This window comes from Mycobacterium gastri (assembly GCF_002102175.1).
GTDB classification, from domain to species: domain Bacteria; phylum Actinomycetota; class Actinomycetes; order Mycobacteriales; family Mycobacteriaceae; genus Mycobacterium; species Mycobacterium gastri.
Genome location: NZ_LQOX01000117.1, coordinates 1 through 12,667 on the forward strand (window position 1 = coordinate 1; position 12,667 = coordinate 12,667).

Sequence of the window (12,667 nt, forward strand, 5' to 3'; positions counted from 1 at the left end):
AAGAGCCGGATGAATCGAGAGGTTCACGTCCGGATCTGTGGGAGCCGGAGGGTGCAATCCCCTCCGGCCACCCGACCGTCGAGTGTGCGCACAGGGCGGTCGACACGCACTTCAGTCGCCATAGCTGCACAATCGAAGTCCGACGTTCACACTCGATGCACCGAGCCCGGACCCGGCCTGATTGCCCGGCTCCTCCTCGGCCCGCCGTGCGGGCCGCACCGAGCCCGGACCCGACCTGATTGCCCGGCTCCTCCTCGGCCCGCCGTGCGGGCCGCACCGAGCCCGGACCCGGCCTGATTGCCCGGCTCCTCCTCGGCCCGCTGCGCGGGCCGCATCGTCGCCGGACCCGGCCGCCCGGCTGCTCCTCGGCCCGCCGTGCGGGCCGCACCGAGCCCGGACCCGACCTGATTGCCCGGCTCCTCCTCGGCCCGCCATGCGGGCCGCATCGTCGCCGGACCCGACCTGATTGCCCGGCTCCTCCTCGGCCCGCCGTGCGGGCCGCATCGTCGCCGGGCTTAAGGTCGAGGGCATGCGGTCGTGGTCTTCTGCCCCGGTTCCCAACCTGCCGGGACGCGGGCCGGAGCTGCGGCTATACGATACCGCCGACCGGCAGGTGCGCCCGGTGACGCCCGGAACCAGAGCAACCATGTACGTCTGCGGGATCACCCCCTACGACGCCACGCACCTAGGACACGCCGCCACCTATCTTGCCTTCGACCTCGTACATCGGCTGTGGCTGGACCTCGGCCACGACGTGCATTACGTACAGAACGTCACCGACGTCGACGACCCACTATTCGAGCGTGCCGACCGCGATGGCGTTGACTGGCGCGAACTCGCCGAGCGCGAGGTCAGCCTCTACCGCGCCGACATGGCGGCGTTAAGGATATTGCGGCCCCACGACTATGTCGCAGCCACCGAGGCGGTCGCGGAAATGGTCGAACTCATCGAAAAGATGGTGGCGTCCGGGGCCGCCTACACAGTCGACCCGGAAATAGGGGAGTACCCCGACATCTATTACCGGGCGGACGCCACGGTGCAGTTCGGCTACGAGTCCGGGTGTGATCGCGACACCATGCTGCGACTGTTCGGGCAGCGCGGCGGCGACCCGGCCAGGCCCGGCAAGAGCGACGAACTGGACGCGCTACTGTGGCGCGCCGCGCGAGCGGGCGAACCCAGTTGGCCGTCGCCATTCGGTCCCGGCCGACCTGGCTGGCACATCGAATGCGCCGCTATCGCCCTCAGCCGTATCGGCAGCGGGCTCGACATCCAGGGTGGTGGCAGCGACCTGATCTTTCCGCATCACGAGTTCACCGCCGCCCACGCCGAATGCGTCACCGGTGAGCGGCGATTCGCGAGGCACTATGTGCACGCGGGGATGATCGGCTGGGACGGACACAAGATGTCCAAGAGCCGCGGCAATCTGGTGCTGGTGTCGACGCTGCGCGCCCAGGGCGTCGAACCGTCGGCCATCCGGCTGGGTCTGCTGGGTGGGCATTACCGGGCGGATCGCCTCTGGACCCAGGAGGTGCTCGACGAGGCCGCCGGCCGGCTGCAACGCTGGCGCACTGCGACCGCACTACCCGCCGGTCCGGATGCCACCGACGTTATCGCCCGAGTGCGCCGCTACCTGGCCGACGACCTCGATACACCCAAAGTTATTGCGGCACTGGATGGTTGGACCACTGATGCGCTCGAATACGGCGGCTACGACGAGACCGCGCCGGCGTCGGTGGCAACCACGATCGATGCGCTGTTAGGGGTGGACCTGTAGTCCCGCAGTGGTACGTTTTCGGCCATGACATCGGTGCAGGACAAGGTCGTCTTCATCACAGGCGCTGCCCGTGGAATCGGGGCCGAGGTCGCTCGTCGGCTGCACAACAAGGGCGCCAAACTGGTGCTCACCGATGTGGGCGCAGCCGAGCTGACCACCATTGCCGCCGAGCTTGGCGGCGACGACCGCGTGCTCACGGCGGTGGCCGACGTTCGTGACCTGCCCGCGATGCAGGCCGCGGCCGACCAGGCCGTCGAAAAGTTCGGCGGTATCGACGTCGTCATCGCCAATGCCGGCATCGCCAGCTACGGCTCCGTGCTCCAGGTCGATCCGGAGGCGTTCAAGCGGGTGCTGGACGTCAACCTGCTCGGCGTCTTCCACACCGTGCGTGCCACTTTGCCGGCGGTCATCGAGCGCCGCGGCTACGTGCTGATCGTGTCGTCGCTGGCGGCCTACGCGGCGGCTCCCGGGCTGGCCCCCTACAACGCGTCCAAGGCCGGAGTCGAGATATTCGCCAACGCGCTTCGACTGGAGGTCGCCCACCACGGCGTGGATGTCGGCTCGGCCCACATGTCCTGGATCGACACCCCACTGGTGCGTGACACCAAGTCCGACCTGCCGGCGTTCACCGAACTCCTTGCCAGACTGCCCTGGCCGCTGAACAAGACGACGTCGGTCGAAAAGTGCGCGGTGGCGTTCGTCGAGGGCATCGAGGCCCGCAAGACGCGCGTGTTCTGCCCGGGCTGGGTGGGGTTGTTGCGGTGGCTCAAGCCGGTGCTCTCGACGTCGATCGGGGAACGCCCGATCCGCAGGACCACCGCCGAGTTGCTGCCCCGCATGGATGCCGAAGCGGCTGCGCTCGGTCGGTCCACCAGCGCCTACAACCAGGCTCTGGAGCAGCAGTAGCCGCCCGGTGCGGGTGACGCTGTGAAAGTGCTCGTCTGCGGCGCCGGAGTCGCCGGGCTCACCCTGGCGGAGCGGTTGGCGGCGCTCGGCGCCGAGGTGGTGCTGCTGGAACGCGAATCGGGCCCTCGGGCCCGTGGCCACGTGATCGACTTCTATGGCGCCGGCTACGAGGCCGCCGAGGCGATCGGGGTTCTGCCCGCAATTCAAGGCGTCGCCTATCCCGTCGGTGAAGCCAGCGTGGTCGATCAGCACGGTCGCCGAAAGGCAGCCATCCCATACCGGCAGATCGTCAAGGCGCTGGACGGCCGGCTGTGCCGGGTTCTACGTCCCGACCTGGAAACGGTGCTACGGGACAACCTGCCGCCAAAGGTGGATCTGCGCTTCGGCGCGACGGTGTCCGAGGTGGCGCAATGCGATGAGCGGGTAACCGTGACGCTCAACGGCGGTGCGCAGCTGGACGCCGATCTGTTGGTCGGCGCCGACGGTATCCACTCCACTGTGCGGGCGCTGGTGTTCGGTCCCGAGGAGCGCTATCTGCACCATCGCGGGCTCCGCTGCGCCGCCTTCCTGCTCGACCCGCCCAGCATCGGTGGAGTGGCCGGCGATCACGTCATCCTCACCGACACCGTCGACCGCCAGCTGGGCCTCCAGGTGCTGCGAGACGGCCGCACCGCGGTGTCGGCGGTGTATCGGGCGTCCGACGCGAAGCTGCCGCGCGATGCTCGCACCGCCTTCCGCGACAAGTACGCGGGGATGGGTGGGTGGGTCACTGAGGTACTCGACCGATGCCCGGAATCCGAGGAGGTCGACGACAACCGGGTCGCGCAGCTGGAGTTGCCGCGCTGGAGTAGCAAGCGAGTGGTGCTGATCGGCGACGCCTGCTTCGCGGTCTCCATGCTGATCGGTCAGGGCGCGTCGCTGGCCGTTGCCAGCGCCTACGTGTTGGCAGAACAGCTGCGCAACACCTCGTCGGTGGAGCGCGCGTTGAGCTTTTACGAGCGGCTGTGGCGCCCGGTGGTGGAGGAGAAGCAAGCGAGCGGCCGGGCCGCCTCCGGCTGGCTGTGGCCGGCATCGTCGCAGTCCGCGATCCGCCGCGCCACACTTCGGCTCACGTGGCGTCCGTTGGTCAACCGGTTCGTCGAAACGACCCTGGCCGGTGAACCGACGGCGGTCATCCCCATGCTTCGGCTGGGGCAGCCGGAACGTGACTAGCGCCCGAACCCCGGGCGACGCCGCCGCAGATAGCGCTCGAACTCGGCGGCCAGCGCGTCGCCGTCGATTGAGCCGAGCACGTCGTTGACGTCGACTGCGGCGTCACCGTGCTGTTCCAGCGAGTGCACGTACTCGGCCAGCTCGTCGTCTTCGGCGGCCATCTCGGTGATCTCGCGCTCCCAGGCTTCGGCCTGTGTCGGCAGGTCACCCAGCGGCACCTCGACATCGAGCACGTCTTCGACGCGGCGCAGCAGCGCCACCGTGGCTTTCGGGTTCGGTGGGTGCGACACGTAGTGGGGCACCGCCGCCCAGAACGTCACCGCCGGGATACCGGCCGCCACGCACGCATATTGGAACACGCCGGCAATACCGGTCGGTCCCTCGTAGCGGGTTTCCTGCAACCCGAAGACCCGTGCCGAGTCGGGCGAGTAGGCCGCACCCGAGACCGGCACCGGACGAGTGTGCGGGGTGTCGGCCAGCAGCGCTCCGAGGATGACGACGGTGTCCACGTTGAGCTTGTCGACGATGGCGAGCAGCTCGGCGCAAAACGTGCGCCAGCGCATGTTCGGCTCCACCCCGTGCATCAAGACCACGTCACGGTCGCTGCCGGGCGGGCGGCAATGTGAGATGCGCATGGCCGGCCACTCCAGTTCCCTGGCGACTCCGTCGACCTGACGGATGACCGGGCGGTTCACCTGGTAGTCGTAGTACGCCTCGTCGTCGATCTCCACGATGGGACGCGCATCCCAGATGTCCGCCAAGTGCGCCACCGCATCGCTGGCCGCGTCCCCGGCGTCGTTCCAGCCCTCGAACGCCGCCACGACGACGGTGTTGTGCAGTTCGGGCAGCAATTGGCCGCCCTCGGGCTCGGCATCCGGCAGAGTCACACGATCAGCGTACGGCCTGCAACTGACCTGTCAGAGCGCTGTCAACGACAGAGGCGAATCCATAGGCCGACTATCCTTGCTGTGTGACTGCCGCGAACGAACACCGCTACGACACTGATCTGCTTGACGTTTTGGCGCGGCGTGTGGTGGTGGGCGACGGCGCGATGGGCACCCAGCTGCAGGCCGCCGATCTCACCCTCGACGACTTCCGCGGCCTGGAGGGCTGCAACGAGATCCTCAACGAAACCCGTCCTGACGTGCTGGAAACCATCCACCGCAACTATTTCGAAGCGGGCGCGGACGCGGTGGAGACCAACACCTTCGGCTGCAACCTGTCCAACCTCGGCGACTACGACATCGCCGACAAGATCCGTGACCTGTCGGAGAAGGGCACTGCGATCGCCCGCCGGGTCGCCGACCAGCTGGGCACCGCGGACCGCAAGCGTTACGTGCTGGGTTCGATGGGACCGGGCACCAAACTGCCCACTCTGGGTCACACCGAGTACGCCGTCATCCGCGACGCCTACACCGAGGCCGCCCTGGGAATGCTTGACGGCGGGGCCGACGCGATCCTGGTGGAGACCTGCCAGGACCTGCTGCAACTGAAAGCGGCGGTGCTGGGCTCGCGGCGGGCGATGAAGCAGGCCGGCCGCCACATTCCGGTGATCGCCCACGTCACTGTGGAAACCACCGGCACCATGCTGCTGGGCAGTGAGATCGGTGCGGCGCTGACCGCGGTCGAGCCCCTCGGTGTGGACATGATCGGCTTGAACTGCGCGACGGGACCCGCGGAGATGGGCGAGCACCTGCGCTACCTGTCCCGGCACGCCCGCATCCCGGTGTCGGTGATGCCCAACGCCGGCCTGCCGGTGCTGGGCGCCAAGGGCGCCGAGTACCCGCTGCGGCCCGATGAACTGGCCGCGGCGCTGTCCGGATTCATCGCCGAGTTCGGGTTGTCGCTGGTCGGCGGTTGCTGCGGCACCACGCCGGCCCACATCCGCGAGGTGGCCGCCGCGGTCGCCGACGTCACGCGCCCCGAACGCCAGGTGAGCTACGAGCCGTCGGTGTCGTCGCTGTACACCGCGGTTCCGTTCGCACAGGACGCCTCGGTTATGATGATCGGCGAGCGCACAAACGCCAACGGCTCCAAGGGTTTTCGTGAGGCAATGATCGCCGAGGACTACCAGAGGTGCCTGGACATCGCCAAGGACCAGACCCGCGACGGCGCGCACCTGCTGGACTTGTGTGTCGACTACGTCGGCCGCGACGGCGTGGCCGACATGAAGGCCCTGGCCAGCCGGCTGGCCACGTCCTCGACACTGCCGATCATGCTGGACTCCACCGAAACCCCGGTGCTGCAAGCCGGTTTGGAACACCTCGGTGGCCGTTGCGCGATCAACTCGGTGAACTACGAGGACGGCGACGGACCGGAATCGCGCTTCCACAAGACCATGGAACTCGTCGCCGAACACGGCGCGGCCGTCGTCGCGCTGACCATCGACGAGGAGGGCCAGGCGCGCACCGCCGAGAAGAAGGTCGAGATCGCCGAGCGGCTGATCAACGACATCACCGGCAACTGGGGCGTCGACGAGTCGTCGATCCTCATCGACACCTTGACCTTCACCATCGCCACCGGGCAGGAGGAATCCCGCAAAGACGGCGTCGAAACCATCGAGGCCATCCGGGAATTGAAGAGACGTCACCCGAAGGTGCAGACGACGCTGGGGCTGTCCAACATCTCCTTTGGCCTCAATCCGGCTGCGCGCCAAGTACTCAACTCGGTGTTCCTGCACGAATGCCAGGAAGCCGGGCTGGATTCGGCGATCGTGCACGCCTCGAAGATCCTTCCGATCAACCGGATCCCGGACGAGCAACGCGATGTGGCGCTGGACCTGGTCTATGACCGCCGACGCGACGGCTACGACCCGCTGCAGGAGCTGATGCGGCTCTTCGAGGGGGTGTCGGCGGCGTCGTCGAAGGAATCGCGGGCGGCCGAACTCGCCAAGCTGCCGCTGTTCGAGCGGCTGGCGCAACGCATCGTCGACGGCGAACGCAACGGCCTGGAAGCCGATCTCGAGGAGGCGATGACGCAGAAGCCGCCGCTGGAGATCATCAACGAGAACCTGCTGGCCGGCATGAAGACGGTCGGTGAGCTGTTCGGCTCGGGCCAGATGCAGCTGCCGTTCGTGTTGCAGTCCGCCGAGGTGATGAAGACCGCCGTGGCGTATCTGGAACCGCACATGGAGAAATCCGAGGACGACACGGGTAAGGGCCGGATCGTGCTGGCCACCGTCAAGGGCGACGTCCACGACATCGGCAAGAACCTGGTCGACATCATCTTGAGCAACAACGGCTACGAGGTGGTCAACATCGGCATCAAGCAGCCCATCGCCACCATTCTCGAAGTCGCCGAGGACAAGAGCGCCGACGTGGTGGGAATGTCGGGCCTGCTGGTGAAATCCACTGTGGTGATGAAGGAAAACCTCGAGGAGATGAACACCCGGGGGGTCGCCGAAAAATTCCCGGTGCTGCTCGGCGGCGCGGCGTTGACCCGCAGCTATGTCGAAAACGATCTCGCCGAGATCTACGAAGGCGAAGTGCACTATGCGCGCGACGCTTTCGAAGGCCTCAAGCTCATGGACACCATCATGAGCGCCAAGCGGGGCGAAGCGCCGGACACCGATAGCCCGGAGGCGGCAGCAGCGCGCAAGAAGGAAGCCGAGCGCAAGGCCCGTCACGAGCGCTCCAAACGCATTGCGGCACAACGTAAAGCCGCGGAAGCGCCGGTCGAGGTTCCCGAACGTTCCGACGTCGCGGCTGATGTCGAGGTGCCCGCCCCGCCGTTCTGGGGTTCGCGGATCGTCAAGGGACTGGCCGTCGCCGACTATACGGGTATGCTCGACGAGCGCGCATTGTTCTTGGGCCAGTGGGGATTACGCGGAACACGTGGCGGTCCCAATAGTGACGGCCCGTCGTACGAAGACCTCGTCGAGACCGAAGGGCGGCCGCGCCTGCGCTACTGGCTGGATCGGTTGTCCACCGACGGTATCCTGGCGCACGCCGCAGTGGTCTACGGTTACTTCCCGGCCGTGTCCGAGGGCGACGATGTCGTGGTGCTCACCGAGCCAGCGCCCGACGCCGAAGAACGGTACCGCTTCCGGTTCCCGCGCCAGCAGCGCGGCCGGTTCTTGTGCATCGCTGATTTCGTCCGGTCGCGGGAGCTGGCTCGGGAGCGGGGTGAGGTGGATGTGCTGCCGTTCCAGCTGGTGACCATGGGTAAGCCGATCGCCGACTTCGCCAACGAGTTGTTTGCGGCCAACTCCTACCGCGACTATCTCGAAGTGCACGGTATCGGCGTGCAGCTCACCGAGGCGCTGGCCGAGTACTGGCACCGGCGTATCCGAGAGGAGCTCAGGTACTCGGCCGACCGTACGATGGCCGCCGAGGACCCAGACGCCGTCGAGGACTATTTCAAGCTGGGTTACCGGGGTGCCCGGTTCGCCTTCGGTTACGGGGCGTGCCCGGACCTCGAGGACCGCGCCAAGATGATGCAGTTGCTGCAGCCCGACCGCATCGGGGTGACGTTGTCCGAGGAGTTGCAGCTGCATCCCGAGCAATCGACCGACGCGTTCGTCCTGCACCATCCCGAGGCCAAGTACTTCAACGTTTAGCCCGGTACTCCGCTGAGCGCGCGGCACCGAGGTCAGCACCGTCCTCGCTGGCAAGTCGCCGGGCGGCTCAGCTCACCGAAACAACTGCACACCAACGGTATTCGCGGCGTTACTGCTTGGTGAGCGCGATCTTCATCTGCGCCTGGTAGTCCTCGACGTGCTCGCCGCTGACGTCGATGATCACGCGGTGGATTCGGCCGTCGAACGCAAATGGCGGGTTATAGTCGGGGGTTACCGACGAGCCGGTGTTGGCGCCGACCAGCATCGCCCCGCCTTGGGCCAACCGGAGGGGGGTGGTCACCGGAAACTCGCCGCGGCCGACCTCAGAGCCGTCGACGAACAGCGCCACATCGCCAGGAGTGCCTCTGCCGTTCTTGAGGTCCACCGGACCTGTGGGGGCGAATTCCACGCTGAGGAAGTGCCGCCCCGCTGGGATCCGTTGGGCCGAGCGGATCGTGAAGATCTCCTTGGCGACGTAGTTGTGCGCATAGCAGAGCTGACAGTCCTTGACGTACAAGGTGATTCCCCCGTCATTGCCGCCCATGGACAGCAGGACGCCCGACGATTCCTCGGTGAGCTCAACCTCAGCGCTGATCGAGTAGGGCCGGTTGAGGATCTTCGGTGCGGCGGCCGCCGGAATAGCCTGGGTGCCGGGATAGAGCACGTATCGAGTGCGGTTTGCAGCGGCAATCTGCGGGCGTTCCACGAAAGCGCGGGCCAGGCCGCGGCTGTCGATTGGCAGCACGTTGTATTTTCCGGCTTCGCTGTACCAGAGCGTGATCATCGCGATCAGCCGCGCCCGCTCCTGCCCGGCCAGGTTGGTGGTCTCGGCGGGATCCTGCGCGACGTGGTAGAGCTCCCACCCGCATTCATCGAGCTGACTGAGCATCGCCGCGGTGATCACGTCGCCGAACTTGTGGGCGGATTCGGCGAACGACGTTCCCGGCCACGGGCATACCGCACGCCACCCGTCGTGGTAGATCGAGCGGTGTCCCAGCATCTCGAAGTACTGGGTGAGGTGGCGAGTGGGGGCGGCGGCGTCGTCGAAGGTGTGCGCGAAGCTGACCCCCTCCATCGGCGACTGGGTGACCCCGCCGATCGCCGTCGGTGGGTCAATGCGCAGCGCGTCGAGCACCGTCGGGACCATGTCGATCAAATGGGTGTACTGGGAACGCACCTCGCCCCGGGCGGCGATACCGCGCGGCCAGGTGACGATCAACGGGTCGCTCGATCCGCCGCGGTAGGTCTCGCGCTTCCACCGCCGAAACGGGGTGTTGCCGGCGTGGGTCCAGCCCCACGGGAAGTGGTTGAACACCGTGGGGCCGCCGATCTCGTCGATGCGCGCCAGCCCCTCCTCGACGGTGTCGGAGACGTTGTTGAAGAAGCGGACCTCGGTGACCGAGCCGGTGGGGCCTCCCTCGGCGCTGGCCCCGTTGTCCGAGACCAGCATGATCACCGTGTTGTCGTACTCGTGCAGGCCCTTGAGGAACTGCACAAGTTCGCCGATGTAGTGGTCGGTGTGTTCGAGGAAGCCGGCGAATACCTCCATCATCCGCGCGTAGAGCCGGCGTTCGTCGGCCGGCAGCGTTTCCCAGTCCGCGACATCGGGGTCGGGTGCAGACAGCTCGGCTGTTGCGGGCATCAGCCCGAGTTCCTTCTGTCGCGCGAACACCTGCTGGCGGTAGACCTGCCAGCCGCTGTCGAACTTGCCGGCGTAGCGGTCGGCCCATTGTTTGGGCACATGGTGGGGTGAATGCGTCGCGCCGGGGGCGAAGTAGAGGAAGAACGGCTTGTCCGGGGCGACCTGCTTGGCGTCGGCAATCATTGCCTTGGCCTTGTTCACCAGATCGGGCGTCAGGTGATAGCCCTGCTCCGGGGTGGCCTCGGGTTCGGTTTGCGAGTTGTCCCGCACCAGATCCGGGTAGTACTGGTGGGTGTCGCCGCCCAGGAAGCCGTAGTAGCGCTCGAACCCGCGTCCCAGCGGCCAGCGGTCGTAGGGCCCGGCCGCGGTCATCGTTTCCTCCGGCGCCAAATGCCATTTACCGACGCAGTAGGTGTTGTAGCCCTGGGCCCGCAGAATTTCGGAGAGGAAGCCGTTCTCGAAGGGTATGTAACCGTCGGAGCCGGGAAATCCGGTCGACCCGTTGGTCAGACACGCGAGGTGGTTGGAGTGGTGGTTACGGCCGTTGAGGATGCAGGACCGCGACGGGGAGCACAGCGCGGTGGTATGCATGTTGGAATAGCGCAGGCCGTCGGCGGCCAGGGCGTCGATGTTCGGGGTCGAGATCGGACTGCCGTAGCAGCCCAGGTGCCCGTATCCGGTGTCGTCGAGCACGATGAACACCACATTCGGCGCGCCCTCGGGAGGTCGCTTGAAAGCGGGCCAGGCCGGCGTCGACTCGTCAGCGGTGCGGCCTATGACGCCGGGAAACGTTGTGCCGGGCTGATATTCGGTGATTGCCATGGATTTCCTCGCTTCGGCTAACGGTGTCGGGCTGGGTTGAGTTGGTTCAACAACTCGTCGACGTCGAGGCCGAAACTGCGCATCCGAGGCGGGAATTCATGCAACGTCGCAAGGTTCTCCTGCCATTCGTCGAATCCCCGCGCTTTATGGAAACGTTCGAACGGGTCGAGCTTGAGGTTGGTGATCAGTGGGGTGGTCAGCTTCTGCTGGAAGCCGTTGAACCACCGGTCCTGGGTCTTGAGCAGCACTTTCCAGTCGCCATTACGTAATCCGTGCAGTGTCGTCTCGGTGAAGCAGTAGAACTCCATGAAGATCATGACCTCGTCGGCGATCCGGTCGATGTTGGGTGTCGAGCCACCCATCATCCCAGGGTGGTATGCGGAGATGTTCCACATCCCCACGTCGTCGCCCCAGATGATCAGGATGTTGGGACGTGCTGCTCCATCAGCCATTTCGGATTCCATTTCGGATGCCATGTCTAACCTCCCAAACGATCGTCGGCGTCGTCACCGCCGAGCAGTTCGCGGAATGCCGTGACGAGCAACAGCACCGCACCGCTTATCGTGGCGCTGCCGGCGCGGACCCGCCCTGGCATACCCACCGGGGCCTGCGTGGCCACGAGAGGGCTCTGGCATCAGTGCTCTGGCGACCAAGAACGGGGCCAGAGTCGATGGTGCCGTTGGACCGGAACGGGTGCGCATGGAAACAATCGGTTGGTGTCGCACTGGGCGCCTGGCGCCGGTCGCCGATCACCTCCTCGGGATCATCAGCCACGTAGTTGCCAGGCCTTCGGTGGACCGGCAGAGCGCGCCGAGCACGCTGGGAGGCTTGGCCGGCCGTGCGGGTCATCGATGTCTGGCGGGTTAGTCCGTGGCGTGGCGGTTGCAGATCTGTCGCGCGAGTGCTGCGAAGGCGTCGCGTACGGCAGTTGGTTGGTCGATCCAGGGGAAGTGGCCCGCCTTGTCGATGACGCGCCAGGCCGTATTCAGGGTGTGGAATTGCTTGTCCTGCCACAACGTTTGCGTCACGATGCGGTCTGCCGAGCCGCTCACGACGAGTGTGGGCAGTGTTGTTGGCCACCAGGCTGATTGGTAGTCACGATCGAAATTGGCTTCGGACCATTGCGCAGCCTGACTGTTGTAGGGCATGCGCGCCAGGATTTCCACCCCACGGGCAATGGTGGCGGGGGCGAAGTTCCACGGCGCAGATTCGATGGTGACGCAGCGAAGGTTGTCGTCGGTGGGATCGGATAGGTACCGGGCTGTGGCTTGGTCAACCCCGGGTAAGGGATTATGACGTGTCATCTGCTCGAACACCGGTATCCACGATGCGTCGGGGGCGGTGCTGATGAGCACCAGACCTTCCAAACATCCATCCAATGCGGGAACAGAGAGCAGGTACTCGCCCCCGGTGGAATGTCCGACAAAAACGGGATGTGTAACGGCGTGGGCGGCTTCAAGCAGAACGTGGGGCCATCGGCGGTAGGGATCGGCGGGTGCTCCTGGAGCGTTGATGTTGGAGCCATCACCAGGCAGGTCGACCATCCACGAGCAGCCGGGCACGTCGACTGTGTCGACCAGTTCGTGCAGGCTCTCGGAACCGATTCCCGGGCCGCCGGGAAGAAACAGCCAGTTCAGATCCCCGGCACGACTGACTCGTCGGCGCAACCGCACTCCAGACGTTGTCCACCGAATATCTGGGAGCACTATCGAAAACCCTGTTCGGCGCGAACGAAAGTCGTCGAACGCAATCT

At 66.1% G+C, this 12,667-nt stretch carries 9 protein-coding genes; 4 read left to right on the forward strand and 5 right to left on the reverse strand.

Annotation, left to right across the window (positions count from 1 at the left end; genetic code table 11):
- Positions 1-529 precede the first annotated feature (529 nt).
- From mshC to AWC07_RS16215, 3 genes are read left to right on the forward strand one after another with little or no spacing between them, the layout of a single operon-like run.
- On the forward strand, positions 530-1,774 hold the full coding sequence (gene mshC / locus AWC07_RS16205) for a cysteine--1-D-myo-inosityl 2-amino-2-deoxy-alpha-D-glucopyranoside ligase (RefSeq protein WP_036409037.1): 1,245 nt from the start codon (positions 530-532) through the stop codon (positions 1,772-1,774).
- 24 nt (positions 1,775-1,798) lie between these two features.
- The gene (locus AWC07_RS16210) at positions 1,799-2,680 is read left to right on the forward strand and encodes an SDR family oxidoreductase (protein WP_036409034.1); all 882 of its coding nucleotides are present in this window, start codon (positions 1,799-1,801) and stop codon (positions 2,678-2,680) included.
- Between the two features lie 21 nt (positions 2,681-2,701).
- On the forward strand, positions 2,702-3,892 hold the full coding sequence (locus AWC07_RS16215; protein WP_036409031.1) for an FAD-dependent monooxygenase: 1,191 nt from the start codon (positions 2,702-2,704) through the stop codon (positions 3,890-3,892).
- Here the strand turns inward: AWC07_RS16215 and AWC07_RS16220 are convergent.
- The gene (locus tag AWC07_RS16220; RefSeq protein ID WP_084293264.1) at positions 3,889-4,779 is read right to left on the reverse strand and encodes a PAC2 family protein; all 891 of its coding nucleotides are present in this window, start codon (positions 4,777-4,779) and stop codon (positions 3,889-3,891) included. The genes AWC07_RS16215 and AWC07_RS16220 overlap by 4 nt on opposite strands.
- Before the next feature lie 83 nt (positions 4,780-4,862).
- On the opposite strand from AWC07_RS16220, the gene metH reads away from it, so the two are divergent.
- Positions 4,863-8,450: a methionine synthase gene (gene metH / locus AWC07_RS16225; RefSeq protein ID WP_085105142.1), complete on the forward strand. Its 3,588-nt coding sequence runs from the start codon at positions 4,863-4,865 to the stop codon at positions 8,448-8,450.
- Between the two features lie 109 nt (positions 8,451-8,559).
- Here the strand turns inward: metH and AWC07_RS16230 are convergent, their stop codons facing one another.
- The 4 genes from AWC07_RS16230 to AWC07_RS16240 all read right to left on the reverse strand — a co-directional run bounded on the left by AWC07_RS16230 (position 8,560) and on the right by AWC07_RS16240 (position 12,620).
- Entirely contained in the window at positions 8,560-10,914 is a 2,355-nt protein-coding gene (locus AWC07_RS16230) for an arylsulfatase (protein ID WP_036413181.1), read from the reverse strand.
- Positions 10,915-10,931: 17 nt separating this feature from the next.
- The gene (locus tag AWC07_RS26985; RefSeq protein ID WP_208622431.1) at positions 10,932-11,366 is read right to left on the reverse strand and encodes a hypothetical protein; all 435 of its coding nucleotides are present in this window, start codon (positions 11,364-11,366) and stop codon (positions 10,932-10,934) included.
- Positions 11,367-11,392: 26 nt separating this feature from the next.
- A complete protein-coding gene (locus AWC07_RS27655) occupies positions 11,393-11,533 on the reverse strand; it encodes a hypothetical protein (RefSeq protein ID WP_167380089.1) in 141 nt (46 codons plus the stop codon).
- Positions 11,534-11,777: 244 nt separating this feature from the next.
- Complete coding sequence (locus AWC07_RS16240) at positions 11,778-12,620, reverse strand: alpha/beta fold hydrolase (RefSeq protein ID WP_036413185.1); 843 nt, start codon at positions 12,618-12,620, stop codon at positions 11,778-11,780.
- Positions 12,621-12,667: the final 47 nt, after the last annotated feature.